The organism is Kribbella sp. CWNU-51 (genome assembly GCF_054073265.1).
Map to the genome: position 1 here is coordinate 184,125 of NZ_JBSXMZ010000011.1, position 20,434 is coordinate 204,558.

Below are 20,434 nucleotides of genomic sequence, written 5' to 3' on the forward strand. Positions count from 1 at the left end.
ATTTATACCATAGGAAACACCGAGACCGACCCGAGGAGAGGAGCGTCACCTGATGTCCACCCATGCGGCGCCCTCGACCGTCTTCGTGCTCGGCACCCTGGAGGTCACCGACGCGGACGGACGCCGCCTCGGTCCCGTTCCGGCCGGCCGGGCCGGGATCCTGCTGCGCCGGCTGGTGGCCGCGGGCGGTGCGCTCGTGCAGATCGACGCCCTGGTGGACGCGCTCTGGGACGACGACGATGCCCCCCTCGCCGCCGACCGGGTGATCGCCTCGCTGGTCAGCCGAGTACGCCGGGCGGTCGGCTCCGACGTGATCACCGGATCGTCGTCCACCGGCTACCGCTTCAACAGCGGGCGGGCATGGACCAGTGACCTCGCTCTCGTCGAGGAGTTGGCCAAGTCCGCGCAAGCACGCGCCGCCCTGAGCCCGGCCGTGACCGTCACCGCCGCGCGGCGCGCCTTCGGACTTCTCACCCGTGGCCACCCGGAACTTCCGCCGGCCTTCGCGCAACGAGGTTGGGCCGAGGATCAGCAGCGGCACGTGGAAGCGCTGGCCCGCCGGCTGCACCGCGCCAGCTGGGATGCTCAGGCACAACTGGGCATGTGGAGCGACATCGCGAGCCAGGCCGAGTCGGTGCTCACGCGGGCCCGCCACGACGAGCAGGCCGGTCGCGCGCTGATGAACGCGCAGTGGCATCTCGGCGACCGCGCGTCGGCCTTGCGCACGTACGAGGAGCTCCGGCTCGAGCTGCGCGACGAGCTGGAGGTCGAGCCGAGCCCGGAGACCGACGCCCTGTTCAGCGCGATCGTGAGTGGCGCCGAACCCGGGCCGGTGCTCACTCCGCGTCCAGGCGAGGTCGTCGGCAGCTCGACCTTGATCGGCCGGCACGACGAGTACGCCGCGATGGTCGACCGCTGGCACCTCGCTGCCGCCGGCCAAGCCGGGGCGATCCTGGTCACCGGAAGCCCGGGCTCGGGATGTTCGTCGCTGGCGCAAGACCTGGCCGACTACGCCGATCGCGGTGGCGCCCGCGCGGTCCGGGTCGACTGCTTCGAGGGCGAGCGGTCGTCACCGCTGCAGCCGCTCGTCACGGTGCTCAGCCGGATCCTGCTCTCGACGGCTCCCGACGCCCTGCCGGCCATGCTCGGTTCGTGGACCGACACGGCGGTCGAGCTGGTGCCCGATCTGCGCGACGTCGTGGGCGCAGCGGAGTACCGGCGCGCGAGCCCGGAGATCGAGCACCGGCGGATTCTCAACACCCTGCGCCATGTGCTCACGACCGCGGCCGAAGCCCAACCGCTGTTGCTGTTCTTCGACGACCTGCACCTGGCCGGCACGGCCACCTTGGAAGCACTCCAGTGGCTCCTCCACACCATCGGCGATGCGCCCCTTCTCGTCGTGGCGACCGTCCCGTCCGACCGGCTGGACCCAGACCTTCGCGCCTTGGCCGGCAACGGCCTGCTGGTCGAGCTCGGTCCGCTCACCGAGGCGGAGGTGGCCCTGCTGGCGAAGCAGGCAGGCCGCGCTTCGGAGGCGGCCTTCGTCTGGGAGCTGACCCAGGGCCAACTGATGTTCGTGATCGAGGTGCTCGCAGCCCTGACCCGTGGGGAGGCCGAGCCGGAGATTCCCGGCACCCTGCGCTCGATGGTGCTCGACCGGGTACGACGCAGTGGCAGCGATGTGGACGAGTTGCTCCAGGCCGCGGCCGTGATCGGGACCGCGTTCGACCTCGACACCCTCGAGCAGCTGGCCGGTCGTCCGGCCGTCGATCTGATGCCCACGCTGCAGAAGGCGATGGCGGCCGGTTTGCTTGCCTCCCGCAACGAGTTGTTCGTGTCGTCGCCGCCGATCCTGCTGCAGGCGCTGTACGACAATCTCCCCGGACCGGTCCGGGTGCTGCGGCATCGTCAGCTGGCGGAGATCTTCTCGGCCCGGCCGGAGCTGCGGGCACATCACCAGGAGCGCGCCGGCCTGACGGCGGCGGCGGCGAGGTCGTGGTACGAAGCGGCCACCCTGGCGCGCCGCTCCTTCGCGAACGCCGACGCCGTACGGCTGTTCACCTCGGCGCTCGACGCCGCCCGCAAGGCCGCCGATCAGGAGCTCGAAGGGCTCGCCCTGATCGGCCGCGGCGCGGCTCGCGAAGAGCTCGGTGACTTCGACGCGGCGACCGACGACCACCAGGAGGCGGAGGCGCTGGCTGTCGCCCGCGGCGACCGCTCGCTCCGCGCCACCGCGGTCGAGCGGCTCGGCTGGACGGCGTACTACCGACGCGACGTCGAGGAAGCCGTCGCCCGCGCGGACGAAGCATCCCGGATGCCCGGCGCTCGGCCCAGCGCGTGGAATCTGCTCGGCCGGACGAAGCACTGGGCCGGCGATTTCGATGCCGCCTATCGCGCGTACGAGCGGGCCCTGGACGAGAACGGCGACGAGGACGGGGCGGTGAAAGCCTCGGTGTCGAGTTGCCTCGGCGCACTGCTCGCGCACGCCGACCGGTACGGCGAGGCGATCGAGGTGCTCGACGACGCGGTCGCGATCTCCAACAGCATCGGCGCGTTCCATCCGTTGCTGCGGGCACTGTTCTTCGCCGGCCTGGCCCGCGGCAACGCCGGGGATCTGTCCGGCGCCCTGACCGTGCTGCAGACGAAGGCCGCGATCCTGGAGCGGTACGACGTCTCGTTCTACCGCGCGCGGACGAACACCACGCTGGCCTGGGTGTGGCGCGAGCTCGGCGAACCCATCCGGGCCCACGACCTGTCCGAGCTCGCGCTGAGTCAGTCCCGCGAGGTGGAGGCGGGCAGCCTGCAGATCGAGCAGGAGCTGCATGCGTTGTGCTCGCTTGCGGACAGCGAGCGCCTCGATGGCCAGACGGATCTCGCCGCCGAGCGACTGGAGACGGCCGGCCGGCTGATCGAGCACTGGCTGCCGTTCCGGTGGCGGGCGGACCTCCGCGTTCGCGAGGTGCGCTGCCGGATCGGACTCGACGATCCCGAGTCGCTGCTCGATGCCGCGCGTACGGCGGGCTCGCTCAAGTACCAGGCCTTGGCGTTCCACCTGCTGGGCCGTGGCGAGGACGCCGCGACCCTCGCTCGGCAGACCGGATCCCTGCTGCTCCTCGGTGAGGTCGGCGGCCCTGACGAGGCCCGCGACGCGCTGCGCCGGTTGGAGGCCACGCTCCCCCGGCAGCTCAGGACGAACTTCGCGCAGGCGGGACGGCTGCCGCGCGCCAACTCCTGACGGTCCCGGCCGCGGTGGTGGCGAGTCCGATGCCCCAGAGGAGAGCAACGCCTGACGACCCGCCGATGGCCGACACCGTGGCCACTGCCTGATCGAACCCGGTGACGTCGTTCGCCGCCGCGTGCGCCACCAGGTCGTGCACAGGTGCCAGGCTCTGACCCCGGGCCGCCCAGGCCAGGAACGAACGACTGAGATTCGTCGTCGCCGCCTCCGCTGCGACTCGCAGCAGACCATCGGGGTCGTCGCCTCGCCAAGCGTGAACCAGCAGGACACCCGCGAGTACGTCGTCGCCGGTCGGTGTCAGGCCGCCGCCACGGCCTTCGAGTAGTTCCCTGGCCGCGGTCAGATCGTCCGTGGCCACGGCGCGCCGCACCGACTCCCAGCAGTTCCGCAGGTCCTCAGGCACCGCCAGCCGGCGGCGCATCGCCTTGAGGGCCGTCGTCGCCAGGTGGAGGTCAGTCGCGCCGGGCATCCGTGGCCGGTACACCGTGGCTCCTGCCAGGTCCAGCTGCCATTCGGTCGAGCGAAGCCGCCCACCGTCGCGCCAGACAGCGAGGCCCTCCGGCACGCGAGCGGGGGCCTGCTCGACGATCAGGTGGATCGGCCCGGGTGCCACAGCAGGTCCGGCGACGGCGTACATGTCGCCGTGGACCTGCACGTAGCAACCGTGCCGGAAGGTTCCCACCACGGTCCCGTGCGCCCCGTCGGGGTGGGCCGCCGCGACACCCTCCCCGACGACGATCGGCGCGAGGTGCTCGGTCACGTGATCAGGCAAGCCGTCGGTCGAGATCGAGCAAGGCATCGGTGAAGGGCTCGATCGGCGCCCAGGCCACGCCCGCACCAACCTGGCCGGTGCCGTCGGTCTTGTGGATGATTCCGGTGTTCACGGCCGGCGTGATGCCGAGCTCGACCACCTTGCGTACGTCGACACCCACCGGGGTCCCGACGTTGTCGAGGATCGGCAGCCGGAACCGCGGGCTCTCCCCCGCACAGATGCGCTGCATGCTCCGGGTGGCGGCGATCGCGTGCGACATCCGGCCACCGAGGAAGCCGGCCACCGCGGGCGAGTTCGCCGCGGCCGGCCCGCCCAGTCCGACCAGCTCGAGTACGGCGCTGTCGCCGATGTCCGGCGCACTCGTCTCCGGGCCGAAACCCGGGTAGTACAAGGCATCCTGGATCGGCGGCGAGGGCGCGAGGAACCAGTCACCACCGCCGGCCAGGCGGACGCCGTACGTCGTCCCGTTGCGCGCCATCGTCGTGACGATGCTCGAGTCGGGCACCTCGCCGGCCCACTCCACCAGCGACTTCGCCGCGGCCATCGCCACGTTGAGGAACATCAGGTGGTTGCCGCTGAGGAAGGTCGCCACCTCGGACGCCGCGGGGTGCTGCGCGCGCACCAGGTAGGGCAGCAGGTCGCGCAGGAACAGGTTCGTGGTCGCCTGGACGCGCATGTGCACGTCGTCGCCCATCGGAACGCCTTGCGCGGCAAGCGCGAAGGCGTCGACCGGACCATGACTCGCGAGGGCTTCGGCCAGCACCGGACCGACCTTGTCCCGGACGAACACGATCCGCGCGATGGCGTCGTCACTGTCGACACCGAACCACTGCACGGCGCCCGATCCCTGGTTGATGCTGGAGTACGCCGTCGTACCGCCGAGCTCGTTCTGGACGACGTACACCGGCGCCGACGGGCCGATCGACGTCGCCATCGGGACCACCGTCCGGTGCTCGTTGGCGGGCTCGAGCTCTACCTCACCCGACTCGACCAGCCGGCCGGCGGCAGCGACATCGGGAGCCCAGCCCTCGGCCACCACGGCTGCCCGCACCGACCGCTGGAGTGGGTCCGGCATCTGTTCCCAGGCGATCGAGGGACCGCAGTGCAGGATGGTGCGCTCACCCATGCCCGGGATGACGGCACCTGCGCGGTCGACGCCGACCAGCAGCGGCACGCCCTCGTTGAGCCGCCGGATAACCTCGGCGTTGGCCTTGTCGATCCGGCCCGCCGCGGGACCCAGCAGCCGGGCCAGCGCTGCCACGGTCTGAGCGTCACCGCCGCCGGGGATCCGCCAGTCCACACCGATCACCGGCCGGCCCTGATCGCGCAGGGCGGTCTCGAACAACGGGAGCCCGATGTTGACCACGTCAACGGCGGCCGGCAGATCGACGACGGGAGTCTGACTCATCACGATGCCTTTCGAGGGGTGACAGCCGGAGCAGATATCTCTCGACCGATATGAGCATCTACTATAGGATACGACTCATGATCGATCCAGCCCCGGCCGCCGTCCAGTCCCTGCCCCGCGTGGACGACGTGGTGGCGGTCGTCCGCCGGCACGCGGGCGTCTCCGGGAAGGGCGCGATCGCCCAGGTGTGCGAGTTCGTCGACACCAGCGATCCCCTCCACGGTCCCGGCGACGACGGCGCCGTGGTGCGGCTCGACGGCGCCTCCGCAGTGGTCTGCGGTGAGGCGATCGCACCGGCCTTCGTCCGCCAGGATCCGTACGGCGCGGGCATCGCCGCCGTCCTGGCCAACGTCAACGACGTCGCCGCGATGGGCGGAGTCCCGAAGGCCATCGTGAACACGGTGGTCGGCCGCGACGCCGACGTGACGGAAGTCCTCCGAGGAATGGCCGACGCCGCCAAGCTGTACGACGTCAAGATCGTCGGCGGCCATCTGACCCGGGCCGACGCGGACACCTCGTTGTCGGCGTTCGCGCTCGGCCAGGTGCACTCCGCGCTCTCGATGGCGCACGTACGACCGGGCCAGGCGGTGCTGTTCGCGGCCTGCTTGGACGGCACGATGCGGACGGACTTCCCGTTCTTCACCTCCATCGCGGAGCAGTCCGCGACCTTGGCCCGCGATGTCCGGCTGCTCGCCGAGGTCGCCGACGACGGGTCAGCCGTCGCCGCTAAGGACGTCTCGATGGCCGGCGCGCTCGGATCACTGGCGATGCTGCTCGAGTTCACCCGCCACGGCGCGTCTGTCGACCTCCGGCGGATGCCGATGCCGGCCGATGCGGACCCATTGCGCTGGCTGATCGCCTTCCCGACGTACGCGTTCTGGCTCACCGCTCCGGCGGATCGCGTCGCGGACTGTGCCGCAGTGTTCGAGCGGCACGGTCTGGTCTGTGCAGAGGTGGGTCAGGTGACCGAAGGCAGCCGGCTGACCGTGGGCGACGGCGAGCACGAAGCGGTCGTGATGGATCTGGCCACGGAGACGATCACCGGCCTGTGGGCCTGAGGCCTCAGCCTGCTCGCAGGTCCGGCACCTCGACGAGGGGCTCGAGCATGAGCTCGGCCGGTCTCCCGGGGAGGAGGAAGACCGGCGCCTGCGTCAGGTCGTAGACCATCGGCTGGTGGTCGCGGCCGCAGTACGGCGCGGGAGCACCGGCCCGGGTCCAGCCGAGCCGCTCGAAGAAGCGCACGTTCGGCAACTGGATCTGGGCCACCATCTGGGCGCCACCGAGTGCGCCGGCCGTGGCGACGGCGAAGCGGACGAGCTCGGCCCCGACCATCGAGGACCGGTGCGACGGGAGTACGGCGAGACGGTCGCCCTGCCACAGCTCGCCGTCCAGCCGATACAGCCGCACCGTGCCGGCCGCGCAAGAGCCCTGCGCAGCCAGCACGTGGATCGTGTCCGCGTCGCGGTCGTGCCCATCGAGATCGGTGAGCTCCAGGATGCGCTGCTCGAGCACGAAGACCCGCTGACGGATCGCGTAGTGCCGGGCGAGATCCGGCCCGGCCGCCCGCCAGACACCGATGCCGGGCGAGCGCGTCATCACGCGCTCCGCACCGGCAACCGGCCCGGCATGCCCAGCTGGATGGTTCGTTCGAGCGACCCCAGCGCCGAGCAGGCCTGACACCGCGCGCAACCCGCCGAGACCTTGTCCGCGGTCAGCCCGCGCTTGACCAACTCGGGCGCCACCACCCGCGCGATGCTCTCGGTGTAGGCACGACTCGGCGGGACGGCATCGGCCATCAGGCTGCCGGGCACCGGGCGCAGCGGAACGATGAACGGGTAGACACCGATGTCGATCGCCCGCTTGCAACCGGCCAGCGTGACCTCCGGATCCTCGCCCATACCGAGGATCACGTACGTCGACACCTGGCCCTCACCGAAGCGCTCGACCGCGTACTCCCAGGTCTCGAAGTAGCGCTCGATGCCCGTGCGGGCCTTCGGCGGCGCGACCCGGGCGAGCACCTGCGGATCGAACGACTCGACATGGATCCCGAGCGAGTCGATGCCCAGGCTGTGCACCTTGTCGATGACGGCCAGGTCGGTCGGCGGTTCGAACTGCACCTCGACCGGCAGCCCGGAGGCTTCCTTCATCGCATGGCCGCACTTGCTGACGTAGTACGCACCGCGGTCCTTGCCCCACGTCGATCCCGTGGTGAGCGTGATGTCCACGGCCCCGTCGAGATCGCGCGCGGCGACCGCGACCTCGGCGAGCTGCTCGGGCCGCTTCACCTTGACCGTGTTGCCCGACGCGAGCGAAACACCGATGCCACAGAACGTGCACTGGTCGTCGTTACCCCAATAGGCACAGGTCTGCAGCACGGTGCTCGCGAGCGAGTCCAGGTGCATCAGGGCGAGCTTCCAGTACGGCGTACCGTCCGCGGTCTCGAGGTCGTAGAAACGCGGACGCCCGGCCGGTGTCGCGGACGCCAGCCGCACCCCGTCGCGGTAGATCCCGTGGCCGGAATCCTCCCGCTCCAGGGAGTACGGCGTACTCGCGACGTACGCGGCGTCGACGGGGACCGTGACGGGCGTCCCCTCGACCCAGATCATGCCCGCGTCCGACGGACCGGCGCCACCAGGCCGGCGCTCCAGCGGTCCGCTGACCGTGAGCCCCTTCTCCTGCAGCTCGAGGATCAGGTCACTCAGCCGACTGCCGTCGTCGACCGTGGCGATGGGGGTCCGGGTCTGTGCCGTCTGGGTCACGGGAGCGTCCTTCCGAGCGTGTCGTCCTGCAGCGCAATTGACTTACCGTATCTCCTGACAGACACGTTCGTCTATCATCCGACACGATCCGCGGCGGCCGCCTCCTCGACGACCTCCCGCAACGCGGCCTCGCCGCTGCGGAAGGACGAACTGTCGGAGTACGCGAGGTCGGCGATACCGGGGTCGTCGTCCACGAGGTCGCCGGTGCGCGGGTCGAGCCGGACCACGGTCAGCGTGCGGACCGTCGCGCCCGTGGTCAGCTCCGGCTGGACCGCGGCGACGATCGCGAGACCGGACGCGAGGTGCATCCGCGTGGTGCCGTACGGATCCGCGAACCCGGCCAGCAGATCGCCACTCTCGTGCAGGACGACCCAGTCAGCCCCCTCCTGCCGGGCGACAGCGATGAGCTCGGACCTGGCGCGCCGGGTCTCGTCGGCCTGTAACGCCGCATGGCGTAGTGCGAAGGCCGCACCTGCCACTTGATCCACCGGCAGTGAGCCGAGCGCAAGGCCCACCCGCTCCACGGCAGCGGCGGCGATCCCGCCGGCGTCCGGCCAGCGATCGACCAAGGCGGCGGTCGACGTGATGCCCTGCAGTTCGTCGACGATCGCGCGGACCAGCTGGACGGCGCGTTCGTAGCGCCCGACATCTCCGCCACCCAGGGAGTACAGCGCCTGTTCCGACGCGCGCCAGGAGGATCGCAGCGCTCGGGCGGTCATCTCGTCAGTCATCGCACATCTCCCTGGTCGGGTTCACTCGATATCTACTATACGACATGCTCATCTGCTATGTTGTGCCATCTGCATCGGGCGGACGCCCGCCCCAGACAGTGGGAGCCGTACATGAGCGATATCGCGGTCATTGCCCTCGGCGGCAACGCACTCACCCGCGAAGACCAACGGGGCACCGTCGAGGAGCAGTACTCGAACGCCTTGACCATGGCCAAGTCCGTCCGGTCGCTGCTGCGCAGGGGCTGGCAGATCATCATCGTCCACGGGAACGGACCGCAGGTGGGCAACCTGGCGATCCAGCACGAGGAGGGCGCCCGGCTGGTGCCGGCGCAGCCGCTGTTCTCCCTCGGCGCGATGACCCAGGGAGCCCTCGGCAGCCTGATCTGCCTGGCCCTGCACGAAGTCTGCGGCCGCGAGATCTCCGGTGCGGTCTCGGTCGTCACCCACATCGTTGTCGACCGCAACGATCCCGCGTTCGCCCAGCCCAGCAAGCCGATCGGGCCGTTCTTCACCGAGGGCGAGGCGGAGCAGTTCGCCGGCACCCGCGGCTGGACCATGGTCGCCGACGCGGGCCGCGGCTTCCGCCGGGTCGTGCCGTCCCCGACCCCGCAGGCGATCCTCGAGGCGAACGCCGTTGCGGCGCTGACGCAGTCCGGTCACATCGTCGTCGCCGCGGGCGGTGGCGGCATTCCGGTGATCGAGGAGAACGGCGCCTACCGCGGCGTGGACGCCGTCATCGACAAGGACTTCGCCGCCGAGCGGATCGCGGTCGCGGCGAACGCGAACGCGCTCGTGATGGTCACCGGCGTGCCGTCGGTCAAACTCGACTTCGGTACGCCGCAGGAGCGGTCCGTCGAGGAACTGACGGTGACCGAGGCCCGGCGGCATCTCGCCGACGGGCAGTTCCCGCCCGGCAGCATGGGCCCGAAGATGAGCGCCGCGATCAAGTTCGTCGAGGGCTCGTCCTCGGCCGAGCGGCCGCGCTTCGCCGCGATCACCACCCCTGAACTCGTCTACGCGACCCTCGACGAACCCCACGGGGTGGTCGAGGGACACCGTGGCACTCGGATCCTGACCGAGGACGTCCCCACCCCCGCCACCACCAAGGAGCTGGTCGGATGAGCACCCGCGTCGCCGTACGCAAGAACTCCTACAAGGACAGCGTGCGCCTCCTCGAGGCCACCCGCGCGATCCTCGGATCGCCCGGGGTGTCCTGGGGCTGGGCCCTGATGGCCACCCCCGCCAACCTCGAGACCCTCGCGGAGCAAGGCATCGCCGGCGACGCGGACGGCGCGGCAGCGAACGATCTTGTGCTGGCTGTCCGGGCCGATGACGACGACGCGGCGGCAGCAGCGCTGGAGACCGCCGAGGCGACGCTCTTCGCGGCCAACGCGCAGGAAGCGGACGACGCCGTACCGAACGCCACCGATCTGGCCGGCGCGCTGGCCGAGCGGCCGGATGCCAATGTCGCGATCATCTCGGTGCCCGGCTCGTACGCCGCGCTCGAGACGCACAAGGCGCTGACGGCCGGCCTGGACGTGCTCCTCTTCAGCGACAACGTGCCGCTCGAGGAGGAGATCGAGCTCAAGGAACGGGCCCGCGACCTCGGCCGGCTGGTGATGGGGCCGGGTGCCGGTACGGCGATGATCGCCGGCGCCGGCCTCGGATTCGCCAACCGGGTCAGCGCCGGTCCGGTCGGCATCGTCGCCGCGGCCGGAACGGGGGCGCAGGAAGTGATGAGCCTGCTGGACCGGTGGGGCATCGGAGTCTCGCACGTCATCGGCGTCGGCGGCCGCGACCTGTCCCCCGAGGTCGGCGGCCTGATGGCGGAGTCGGCGCTGCGCGCGCTCGACGCCGACGAGCGGACCCAGGCGATCCTGCTGGTGTCCAAGCCGCCGTCGCGCGAGGTGGCCGAGCGGCTGCTGAAGGTACCGTCCAAGCCGACCGTGGCCGCGCTGATGGGCCTGCGGGACAGCCTGTCCACCGCGGAGCACGTGACGGTGGTCAACACCCTCGAGCGGGGTGCCGCCGAGACAGTCGCCCTGGTCGGCGGATCGGCCCCCGATCTGGTGCAGGGGCTGGCCGAGGAGGTGGCCGGCCTGATCACCGGGCTGGCACCGTCACGACGCAAGGTGGTCGGTCTCTACAGCGGTGGAACGCTGTGCTACGAGGCGCTGACGATCGCCACCGACCACCTCGGCCCGATTCACTCCAACGTCCCGCTGGACAAGTCGCTGACCGTCGACGCGGCGACGACCGACTCGCATCTGTTCCTCGACCTCGGCGAGGAGGAGTACACCAAGGGCCGTCCGCACCCGATGATCGACCCGCAGGCCCGGATCGAGTTCCTCGAGCGGCAGGTCGACGACGCCGCCGTGGCCGCGGTGCTCCTCGACGTGGTGATCGGCGACGGTGCCCACGAGGATCCGGCCGGTACGCTCGCGCCCGCCATCGAGAAGGTGGTCGGCTCCGGCGCGACCGTCGTCGCCTACGTGCTCGGCACCGAGCTCGACCCGCAGGGATTCGCGGCCCAGCAGGACACCTTGCGCCGCGCGGGCGCCATCGTCACCGAGACGGCCGCCCGGGCCGCGCTCGCCGCCTCGGCGATCGCGTTGCGCGACCCCGCTCTGGTCGCGGCGGAGCTGTAGGCGATGGCTGACCGCCTGCGCCTCGCGCTCACGACGTACTCGGTCAAGCCACGCGGTGGCGTCGTCCACACCCTCGAGCTCGCCGAAGCGCTGCAGGCGGCCGGGGTCGACGTCACCGTGGTGGCTCTGTCCGACCAGGGGAAGGGCTTCTTCCGGAAGGTCGACGTGCCGGTGCACCTGGTCGAGGCACCGGCCCCCGCGGCCACGCTCGAGGAGCGGGTGTTCGACTCGATCGCGACGCTGACCGGGTGCTTGAGCGAGATCGGCGACCAGTTCGACATCGTGCACAGCCAGGACTGCATCTCGGCCCGGGCCGCGGCACGCGTCCGTGATGCAGGTGCGCCGTACCGGCTGATCCGCACGGTCCACCATGTCGACGACTTCACCACCCAGGCGCTGATGGACTGCCAGCGCAACGCGATCCTCGAGCCGGACGACGTGCTCGTGGTCAGCAAGCTCTGGCAGGAGCAGTTGCTGCGGGACTACGGCGTCCACGCCGGCATCGTCACCAACGGCGTACGCACCGACCGGTTCGGCGACGGCATCAGTGAGCTGCGACGCAAGGAGTTGCGGCGCAGGATCGGCGCCGGCGACCGCTTCGTCTACCTCACGGTGGGCGGCATCGAGCCGCGCAAGGGCACCGCCCATCTCGTCGAGGCGATGGCCCGGCTGAAGGCGACGCATCCGAACCCTCCGCTGCTGGCGATCATCGGCGGGCATTCCTTCCAGGACTACCGCGCGTACCGCGAGAACGTCCTCGACTCGCTGGAGTCGAGTGGTCTGCGGCTCGATGACGACGTCGTCCTGCTCGGCACCGTTCCGGACGAGGAACTGCCGGAGTGGTTCGGCGCGGCCGACGGTTTCGCGTTCCCCTCGATGAAGGAGGGGTGGGGACTGGTGGTCCTCGAGGCGATGGCGGCAGGGCTTCCCGTCGTCACGTCCGACATCGACGTCTTCCACGAGTTCCTGATCGACGAGCAGGACGTCCTGATGACCGGCGCCGGCAACGCCGAGTCGCTGGCACTGGGTCTGGCGCGACTGGTCGACGAGGACACCACCCGGCAGCGGCTCGCCTTGCGCGGGCCGGCCGTCGCCGCGGCGTACCCGTGGTCCGGCACCGCCGCACAGCACGTCGAGGTCTATCGACGAGCACTCTCATCCACCACCGAAGGAGAGCACGACCAATGCCGAGCAACGTAGCCACCGCCGACCGCATCCCGGTCTGGGCGTACCTCATCGCCGTAGTGTCGTTGATCGCGCTGTACCTGATGCTCCAGGACAACGGCGCGGTGCTGTCGACCCTGGCGCCGTACGTCCACGAGTTCACCCACGACGGACGCCACATTCTCGGCGTGCCCTGCCACTAGGGACGACGAGATGAACCTCTGGCCGTCAACACTTCGTGCCGCGCTCACCGGCGGGCTCGCCGCCGGTGTGGTCGCGGCCGCTTTCAGCTTCGTGGTCGTCGAACCGACCGTCCGGCTCGCGCTGGCGGTCGAGGAGAGCCGCACCGCGATGGAACACGCGCACGGCGAATCGGGGCACGACACCGAGCTCGTCTCGCGCGGTCTCCAGCAGGTCGGCGGTGCCATTGCCGTGATCGTCGCCGCGCTACTGCTGTCCCTGCTGTACGCCGTTGCCCTGAGCCGCTTCCGGCGTACGTCGAACTTCAGCGAGCTGGCCAGTGCCCTGGTCGTGGCCGGCGGGGGCTTCGCGGTCTTCGCACTCGCGCCCGGCCTCAAGTACCCGGCCAACCCGCCCGCTGTCGGCGACCCGGACACGGTCACCGAGCGCACGCTCCTCTACGCGTGCGCGATCGCCATCGCGGCTCTGACACTCATCGCGCTGCTCGCCGTCGTCCGCACCGCCCAGCGGCGCGGGTGGTCGTCCACCCGCACCTGCTGGGGCGTCGTCGGCGTGCTGGTCGTGGCGGGTGTCGTTCTCTTCGCCGGTCTGCCGCCCAGTCCCGATGCGATTCCCGCCGACGTCGCCGCGGGCCTGGTCTGGCGGTTCCGGCTCCAGTCGCTCGGCACGCTCGCGCTGCTCTGGACCACGTTGGGTCTGGTGACCGGCACGCTGCTGGCACGGGCGAGCCACACTGCTACGGCGTACGCCCGAACTCACCGGGCGTTGAGCGGTCGCTGACCCTCCCGCTCCCCGGCATCGAGTACGTCGATGCCGGGGAGCTTCTTGCCCTCGAGGTACTCCAGCGAGGCCCCTCCCCCGGTCGAGATGTGGCCGAAGGCGGTCTCGTCGAAGCCCAGTCGCCGTACGGCGGCCGCGGAGTCACCACCGCCGACCACCGACAGTCCGTCGATCTCGGCCAGAGCCTGTGCCACCGCACGTGTGCCGCCTGCGAACGCATCGAACTCGAAAACGCCCATCGGGCCGTTCCAGAAGACGGTCCGGGCGTCGGCCAGTGCGGCCGCGAACGCCTTCGCGGACTCGGGACCGATGTCCAGTCCCATCCGATCCGCCGGAATCTCGTCGGCCCGCACGACCTCGGCCACGGCGTCGGCGGCGAACCTGTCGGTGACCAGCACGTCGACCGGCAGCAGGAGCTCGACGCCCCGGTCCGCCGCGCGTTCCAGGTACTCGCGGCAGACCGGGATCTGGTCCGTCTCGAGCAGGCTGTTGCCGACCTCGTATCCCTTGGCAGCGAGGAAGGTGTAGGCCATCCCGCCGCCGATCAGCAGCCGGTCGGCCTTGCCGAGCAGGTTGTCGATCACGCCGAGCTTGTCGGAAACCTTCGCACCACCGAGCACCACGACATAGGGCCGCTCCGGAATCCGGGCGAGCCGCTGGAGTACGTCGATCTCGGTGGCGACGAGCTGACCCATTGCCGCTGGCAACCGTCGCGCCACGTCGTACACGGAGGCCTGCTTGCGGTGCACCACGCCGAAGCCGTCGCTGACGAAGGCATCGGCGAGAGCCGCCAACCGATCCGCGACCTGGGCGCGCTCGGCATCGTCCTTGCTGGTCTCGCCGGCGTTGAAGCGCACGTTCTCCAGCAGCGCGACCCGGCCGTGATGAAGCGACTCGACAGTTGCCCGGGCGCTCTCGCCGACGCTGTCGGTCGCAAAGGTCACCTGCGCACCGAGCAGTTCGCCGAGCCGCTCGGCGACCGGGGCGAGTGAGAAGGTCGGGTCCGGCGCTCCGTCCGGCCGGCCGAGGTGCGCGGACACCACGACTCTGGCGCCTCGGTCGGCAAGCCGCCGGATCGTGGGAACGCTGGCCCGGATGCGGCCGTCGTCGGTGATGGTGCCACCGTCCAGTGGGACGTTGAGGTCCGACCGGACCAGGACTCGCCGGCCCCGCAGTCCACCCAGCTCTCGGCTGAGGTCGTCGATGGTTGCCATCGGCTCAGAGACTCCCGCCGACGTGCGTGACCAGGTCGGCCAGGCGGTTGGAGTAGCCCCACTCGTTGTCGTACCAGCCGACCACCTTGACCTGGTTGCCGATCACCTTCGTCAGCGGTGCGTCGAAGATGCACGACGCCGGGTCGGTGACGATGTCGGAGGACACGATCGGGTCGGTGGAGTAGCGCAGGTACCCTCGCAGGCCGCCCTCGGCCGCGGCCTTCACGATCTCGTTCACTTCCTGCACGGACGTCTCCCGCGCCGCCTCGAACGTCAGGTCGGTGGCGGAGCCGGTCGGCACCGGGACCCGGATCGCGTAGCCGTCCAGCTTCCCCTTCAGCTCGGGCAGCACCTGGCCGATCGCCTTCGCGGCGCCTGTCGAGGTCGGTACGACGTTGATCGCAGCGGCCCGGGCCCGGCGCAGGTCCTTGTGGATGTTGTCCTGCAGGTTCTGGTCGGCGGTGTAGGCGTGGATCGTGGTCATCAGGCCTTTGACGATCCCGAGACCGTCATGCAGCGCCTTGGCCATCGGGGCGAGGCAGTTCGTGGTGCAGGAAGCGTTCGAGATCACGGTGTGCGCGTCGGCGTCGTACTGGTCGTGGTTGACGCCCATGACGATCGTGACGTCGTTGTTCGTCGCCGGAGCCGAGATGATGACCTTCTTCGCGCCACCGCTGTCGACATGCGCGCGGGCCTGGTTCGCGTCGGTGAAGAAGCCGGTCGACTCGACCACCAGATCGACGCCGAGGTCCTTCCAGGGCAGCTTCGCGGGGTCGCGTTCGGCCAGGGCGGCGATCGACGCGTCGCCGACGACGATCTCGTCGCCGGTCGCATGGGCGTCGGCGTCCAGCCGGCCGAGGATCGAGTCGTACTTCAGCAAGTGCGCCAAGGTGGACCTGTCGGTCAGGTCGTTGACGCCGACGATCTCGATGTCGGCCCCGGACGCGCGGACCGCACGGAAGAAGTTGCGGCCGATCCGGCCGAAGCCGTTGATGCCGACACGAACAGTCATGAAGACGGAACCTCCAGAGTGGACGGGAACGATGGACGTCAGCGGGTTTTGTCGCGGCGCTCGAGCAACCGCCACAGCATCGGGGTGAAGATCAGCTGCATGGCCAGATCCATCTTTCCGCCGGGGCAGACGATGGTGTTCGGCCGCGACATGAACGAGTCGTGCAGCATCGACAGCAGGTAAGGGAAATCGATCCCGTGCGAATCCTTGAACCGGATCACGAGCATCGACTCGTCCGGCGCCGGGATCGTCCGCGCGATGAACGGGTTGGACGTGTCGACCACGGGGACGCGCTGGAAGTTGACGTGGGTGCGGGAGAACTGCGGGCACATGTAGTTCACGTAGTCGTGCATCCGCCGCAGGATCGTCTCCGTCACCGCCTCGGTGGAATAGCCGCGCATGGCCTTGTCCCGGTGCAGTTTCTGCGTCCACTCCAGGTTGATCACCGGCACGACACCGATCAGCAGATCGGCGTGCTGGGCGACGTCGACCTTCTCCGTGACGACGGCGCCGTGCAGACCCTCGTAGAACAGCAGGTCGGTGTCGTCCGGCAGATCCGCCCACGGTGTGAAGGTGCCGGGGTCCTGCCCGAACGGCGCGGCCTCCGGCTCGTCGTGCAGGTACTTGCGGACGCGGCCGCCCCCGGTTTCGCCGTACTCGCGGAACAGTGCCTCCAACTCCTCGAACAGGTTGGCGTCCGGGCCGAAGTGGCTGAAGGTGTGATCCCCCTCGGCCAACGCCCGGACCATCTGCTCCTTCATCCCCATCCGGTCGTAGCGGTGGAAGCTGTCGCCCTCCACGAACGCGGCTCGCACCTGCTCACGCCGGAAGATCTGCTCGAAGGTCCGCATCACCGAGGTGGTTCCGGCTCCGGACGAGCCGGTGATCGCGACGACGGGGTGCTTGGCTGACATGGGATCAACTCCTCACGCACTGGCGCGGTAGAGACCGCGAGAGCCGTACAACGGGTTGGTCTGCTCCTCGAGGCCGCCGCCGTACTCGGCGTGGTACCGCTCGATCCGGTCGACCTCCTCGCGCGAGCCGAAGACGAACCCGGTCCGCTGGTGCAGCCCGGTCGGCCGGACCTCGAGCACGCGCTCACGTCCGGTCGAGGCACGGCCGCCGGCCTGTTCGATCAGGAAGGCGATCGGGTTGGCCTCGTAGAGCAGCCGGAGCCGCCCTTCCTGCGCGGGATCCTTGGTGTCACGCGGGTACAGGAACACGCCGCCGCGGGTCAGGATCCGGTGCGTCTCGGCCACCAGCGACGCGACCCAGCGCATGTTGAAGTCCTTCTCCCGCGGGCCCGTCGACCCGGCCAGGCACTCGTCGATATAGCGCCGTACGGCGGGCTCCCAGAACCGGCTGTTCGAGCTGTTGATCGCGAACTCCTTGGTCGACTCCGGCACCGTGATGTCCTGCCGGGTCAGGAAGAACTCGCCCAGCGCGGGATCCAGCGTGAAGGCGTGGACTCCGCTGCCGACCGTGAGGACCAGCAGGGTCGACGGGCCGTAGATCGCGTAGCCGCCGGCAACCTGTTCGGTGCCGGGCTGGAGGAAGTCCTCGAGCTCGGCGCCGGACCCGGGCGCGCGCAGGATCGAGAAGATGCTCCCGACCGACACGTTGACGTCGATGTTCGACGAACCGTCGAGCGGGTCGAACACGAGCAGACAGTCGCCGCGCGGATAGCGCGTAGGGATCGGGTACGGCGCCTCGAGCTCCTCCGACGCCATCCCGGCGAGCAACCCACCCCATTCGTTGGTGCGCAGGAAGATCTCATTGGCCAGCACGTCGAGCTTCTGCTGCTGTTCGCCCTGCACGTTCGTGGCCCCGGCGGCGCCGAGCACGCCGGCCAGCGCGCCGGACGCGATCCGCTGCGAGATCGCCTTGCAGGCCAGCGCGACGTCGAGGATCAGCGCGTCGAGGTCCGCGGTCGAACCAGGGTGACGACGCCGTTCCTCGGTCAGGAACTGCGTCAGCGTCGGGCGTTCAGTCAGCATGGGCGCTCCTCGCGGCGGGGGTGGACTGTCCGAGCACACCAGCACCGCGTCCCGTCGGCATCCACCCGAGGGGTGACCGCAGGGGTGGTAGCCGATCACCAGCTCACCCACACACTCAGCCCTAAGGGTGAATCGGGTCGTGCACCCTGCTGACTAGCGTCGGTGGCACGCCGCACGTTCGTTGCCGGGAGGCCCCAATGCGCACCATCGACGAGACCGCAGCCGCGATCCTGGAACCACCCAAGGGAATGCTCGTCGTCGACGAGTACGCCGAGGCCCTCGTCGGCGCGGACCGGGCCCACAGGTTCACCGAGGCAGTACTGCACACGGAAGGCCTGAGCGACTACGTCTCTGCGGTCCTCCTGACGCCCGAAGCGTTCGCCGCGCTGCGTCCCAGCGGGAGCCGGCCGTTGATCGGCGTACGCATAACGACGCCGGAGATCTCCCTGGCACACCTGGCCGGGCGCGGCGCGGCGTTCGCCGAGTGGCGCGAGAACCTGTCACCGCTCGACGTTCCCCTGGGCTCTGTCCACATCGGTGCCGAGGCGCTCGCCCGGGGAGCGGCGGCGGCGCAGGCGGCCGGGATTCTTCCCGTCCTCACCATCGCTATGCCGGAGCTCGGTGCCTCCAGCATCACCGTCAACCAGGCCGTCACGACCAATGCGTTGCTGGCCCTGCGCGCCGAGCTCGACCGGGTCGGTGTCGATCCCAGCCGGCTGCTGTTGCGGATCAACATGGTCATCCCCGGTCTCTCGAACCCAGTGCGCGCGGAGTCCGAGCAGGTCGCCCGCCTGACCACGGCTCTGTTGGAGAAGGGCGTGCCGGCCCAGACTCCCGGCGTACTGCTGCTCTCGGGTGGGCAACCACTCGACCAAGCCTGCGCGCACTTGCATGCCATCGCCGCGGAGCCGGGCCATCCCTGGCAGGTGACCTACGGGTTCTCGCGTTCGCTGGTCGCCACGGCGGCCGAGGCCTGGCGACGCGCGGAGGACGCGGCCGAGAGTGGACGCATCCTGCTGCAGAACTGCCAGCGGGCCAGCGAATCCGTCGCCGCCGCTCTCGTCTCCAGCGGGGCGCGTTCGTGAGCCACGTCCACGACGCGGCCGTCATCGACAGGTCCCAGCCGCTGCTGGCGAAGTACCGCGGGGTGATCTGCGACCTCGACGGCGTGGTGTACCGCGGCGCGCAGGCAGTGCCGGGGGCGATCCCGAGCTTGAACTCGATAGTTGCCGGACAAGTCCCGGTGGTGTTCGCGACCAACAACGCATCCCGGACTCCCACAGCTGCCCGGACACATCTGCGCGAGCTGGGGCTCACCGACGAAGGCTGGTCGGTCGTGACCAGCTCGCAGGCGGCCGCGGCGTACGTGGCTGGACGGCTTGCGCCAGGTGCGCCAGTTCTGGCCGTGGGCGGGCCGGGCGTTGCCGACGCACTCACCGAGGCAGGCCTGACGGCCGTTCGGGTCGCCGAGCTCGCCAGTGGGAGGTCGGTGGAAGCTGTGGTGCAAGGCGCCGGGCAGGACGTGACCTGGCGCGACCTGGCCGAGGTGGCCTACCTGGCCCAGGCCGGCGCGATCTGGGTGGCGACGAACCTCGACGCGACGGTGCCGACCTCACGCGGTCTGGCTCCGGGCAACGGCGCGTTCGTCGGAGCCGTACAGACCACGACGACTGCCTCTCCCCACGTGACGGGCAAGCCGGGTACGGCGTTGTTCGAGCTCGCGTGCTCACGACTCGGGTGCGACCGGTCCGAAGCGATCATGGTCGGCGACCGGCTGGACACCGACATCGTCGGCGCGCGGTCGGCCGGAGTGGACTCGCTGTTCGTGCTCGGCGGAGCCAGCAGCCTGCGTGACCTGGCGTTCGCCGAGGACGACGCGAGGCCGACGTACTTCGCGTTCGACCTGTCGGGTCTGCTCCAACCTGGCCTGTACCCGCGACCCGAGCCGGACGAGGCGGTCGCGATCTCACCGGAAGGCGTGCTGTCGGTACGACGTCCCGTCGCGCGGCACCGGCTCCTCCGAGCCGTCGTGTCGGCTGCTTGGCACGCCCGCGACCACGATCGACCGCTCGCCACGGACCCCGCTGCGTGGACGGCCCTCGAACGTCGGCTAGGTATCTAAGCCTGGATCCGTGGACGACATGCTGTGTTCGCTGACGCCAGCGGTCCAGCGTCCACGATCTGGGCATCATTTCAGGCTGTTCTGCCGGATGTGCGGGCGAGGTCGGTTGGGCGTGCCAGCTCGACAGGTGGTGTCGGTCCAGGGGTGCTGGTCGGAGGAAGCATTCACGCCTGGCTCCGGCCTCCAGGCCGGGGCCGGGGCGGACACCTCCTGTCGCGCTGGCACGCCCAGCCCCCGTCCGCACCCTCGGCAGCCCCCGCCCGCAGCCACACCGGCCGCACACGCGCGGGCACGTGCGGCTGGACGGGTTCATCGCGGCGGCGGGTGGGACCGGCGGCGCGTGGGACCGGCGGCGCGTGGGACCGGCGGCGCGTGGGACCGGCGGCGC

General features: G+C 70.3%; 18 protein-coding genes. 9 read left to right on the plus strand and 9 right to left on the minus strand.

Annotation, left to right across the window (positions count from 1 at the left end; translation table 11 throughout):
* Positions 1-52 precede the first annotated feature (52 nt).
* Positions 53-3,235 (plus strand): ATP-binding protein, encoded by a 3,183-nt coding sequence (locus ACXC9Q_RS16550; protein WP_457057386.1) that lies wholly within the window; start codon positions 53-55, stop codon positions 3,233-3,235.
* On the opposite strand, the gene ACXC9Q_RS16555 is transcribed toward ACXC9Q_RS16550, so the two are convergent.
* Together ACXC9Q_RS16555 and ACXC9Q_RS16560 are read right to left on the minus strand one after the other, a co-directional pair.
* Entirely contained in the window at positions 3,186-3,998 is an 813-nt protein-coding gene (locus tag ACXC9Q_RS16555; protein ID WP_457057387.1) for an oxamate carbamoyltransferase subunit AllH family protein, read from the minus strand. The genes ACXC9Q_RS16550 and ACXC9Q_RS16555 overlap by 50 nt on opposite strands.
* Before the next feature lie 4 nt (positions 3,999-4,002).
* The gene (locus tag ACXC9Q_RS16560; protein WP_457057388.1) at positions 4,003-5,418 is read right to left on the minus strand and encodes a DUF1116 domain-containing protein; all 1,416 of its coding nucleotides are present in this window, start codon (positions 5,416-5,418) and stop codon (positions 4,003-4,005) included.
* A gap of 77 nt (positions 5,419-5,495) precedes the next feature.
* On the opposite strand from ACXC9Q_RS16560, the gene ACXC9Q_RS16565 reads away from it, so the two are divergent.
* A complete protein-coding gene (locus tag ACXC9Q_RS16565) occupies positions 5,496-6,476 on the plus strand; it encodes an AIR synthase related protein (RefSeq protein ID WP_457057389.1) in 981 nt (326 codons plus the stop codon).
* 4 nt (positions 6,477-6,480) lie between these two features.
* On the opposite strand, the gene ACXC9Q_RS16570 is transcribed toward ACXC9Q_RS16565, so the two are convergent.
* The 3 genes from ACXC9Q_RS16570 to ACXC9Q_RS16580 all read right to left on the minus strand — a co-directional run bounded on the left by ACXC9Q_RS16570 (position 6,481) and on the right by ACXC9Q_RS16580 (position 8,908).
* Positions 6,481-7,014: an MSMEG_0567/Sll0786 family nitrogen starvation N-acetyltransferase gene (locus tag ACXC9Q_RS16570; RefSeq protein ID WP_457057390.1), complete on the minus strand. Its 534-nt coding sequence runs from the start codon at positions 7,012-7,014 to the stop codon at positions 6,481-6,483.
* Positions 7,014-8,177, minus strand: a complete 1,164-nt coding sequence (locus ACXC9Q_RS16575) for an MSMEG_0568 family radical SAM protein (RefSeq protein ID WP_457057391.1) — start codon at positions 8,175-8,177, stop codon at positions 7,014-7,016. The genes ACXC9Q_RS16570 and ACXC9Q_RS16575 overlap by 1 nt, the downstream gene beginning before the upstream one ends.
* Before the next feature lie 74 nt (positions 8,178-8,251).
* On the minus strand, positions 8,252-8,908 hold the full coding sequence (locus ACXC9Q_RS16580) for a hypothetical protein (RefSeq protein WP_457057392.1): 657 nt from the start codon (positions 8,906-8,908) through the stop codon (positions 8,252-8,254).
* 111 nt (positions 8,909-9,019) lie between these two features.
* Here ACXC9Q_RS16580 and ACXC9Q_RS16585 point away from each other — a divergent pair, with 111 nt between their 5' ends.
* Genes ACXC9Q_RS16585 through ACXC9Q_RS16605 form a run of 5 tightly spaced genes read left to right on the plus strand, consistent with a single transcriptional unit; the run spans position 9,020 to position 13,701 of the window.
* Complete coding sequence (locus tag ACXC9Q_RS16585; RefSeq protein ID WP_457057393.1) at positions 9,020-10,030, plus strand: carbamate kinase; 1,011 nt, start codon at positions 9,020-9,022, stop codon at positions 10,028-10,030.
* Complete coding sequence (locus ACXC9Q_RS16590) at positions 10,027-11,556, plus strand: hypothetical protein (RefSeq protein WP_457057394.1); 1,530 nt, start codon at positions 10,027-10,029, stop codon at positions 11,554-11,556. Before ACXC9Q_RS16585 ends, ACXC9Q_RS16590 begins: the two co-directional genes overlap by 4 nt.
* Positions 11,557-11,559: 3 nt before the next feature.
* On the plus strand, positions 11,560-12,756 hold the full coding sequence (locus tag ACXC9Q_RS16595) for an MSMEG_0565 family glycosyltransferase (RefSeq protein ID WP_457057395.1): 1,197 nt from the start codon (positions 11,560-11,562) through the stop codon (positions 12,754-12,756).
* Positions 12,741-12,923 carry a CbtB domain-containing protein gene (locus ACXC9Q_RS16600; RefSeq protein ID WP_457057396.1) on the plus strand — a complete coding sequence of 61 codons (183 nt, stop codon included), beginning with the start codon at positions 12,741-12,743 and terminating at the stop codon, positions 12,921-12,923. Before ACXC9Q_RS16595 ends, ACXC9Q_RS16600 begins: the two co-directional genes overlap by 16 nt.
* 10 nt (positions 12,924-12,933) lie before the next feature.
* The gene (locus ACXC9Q_RS16605; RefSeq protein WP_457057397.1) at positions 12,934-13,701 is read left to right on the plus strand and encodes a CbtA family protein; all 768 of its coding nucleotides are present in this window, start codon (positions 12,934-12,936) and stop codon (positions 13,699-13,701) included.
* Here ACXC9Q_RS16605 and ACXC9Q_RS16610 read toward each other — a convergent pair.
* From ACXC9Q_RS16610 to ACXC9Q_RS16625, 4 genes are read right to left on the minus strand one after another with little or no spacing between them, the layout of a single operon-like run.
* Complete coding sequence (locus ACXC9Q_RS16610; RefSeq protein ID WP_457057398.1) at positions 13,677-14,915, minus strand: phosphoglycerate kinase; 1,239 nt, start codon at positions 14,913-14,915, stop codon at positions 13,677-13,679. The two genes, ACXC9Q_RS16605 and ACXC9Q_RS16610, sit on opposite strands and share 25 nt — an antisense overlap.
* Positions 14,916-14,919: 4 nt before the next feature.
* The gene (gene gap / locus ACXC9Q_RS16615) at positions 14,920-15,927 is read right to left on the minus strand and encodes a type I glyceraldehyde-3-phosphate dehydrogenase (RefSeq protein ID WP_457057399.1); all 1,008 of its coding nucleotides are present in this window, start codon (positions 15,925-15,927) and stop codon (positions 14,920-14,922) included.
* Between the two features lie 38 nt (positions 15,928-15,965).
* A complete protein-coding gene (locus ACXC9Q_RS16620; protein ID WP_329480427.1) occupies positions 15,966-16,841 on the minus strand; it encodes a phosphoribulokinase in 876 nt (291 codons plus the stop codon).
* A gap of 12 nt (positions 16,842-16,853) precedes the next feature.
* Entirely contained in the window at positions 16,854-17,924 is a 1,071-nt protein-coding gene (locus ACXC9Q_RS16625; protein WP_457057400.1) for a class 1 fructose-bisphosphatase, read from the minus strand.
* Positions 17,925-18,121: 197 nt separating this feature from the next.
* Between ACXC9Q_RS16625 and ACXC9Q_RS16630 the strand changes: the two genes are divergently transcribed.
* Complete coding sequence (locus ACXC9Q_RS16630) at positions 18,122-19,009, plus strand: class I fructose-bisphosphate aldolase (protein WP_457057401.1); 888 nt, start codon at positions 18,122-18,124, stop codon at positions 19,007-19,009.
* The gene (locus ACXC9Q_RS16635) at positions 19,006-20,046 is read left to right on the plus strand and encodes an HAD-IIA family hydrolase (RefSeq protein ID WP_457057402.1); all 1,041 of its coding nucleotides are present in this window, start codon (positions 19,006-19,008) and stop codon (positions 20,044-20,046) included. The genes ACXC9Q_RS16630 and ACXC9Q_RS16635 overlap by 4 nt, the downstream gene beginning before the upstream one ends.
* Positions 20,047-20,434: the final 388 nt, after the last annotated feature.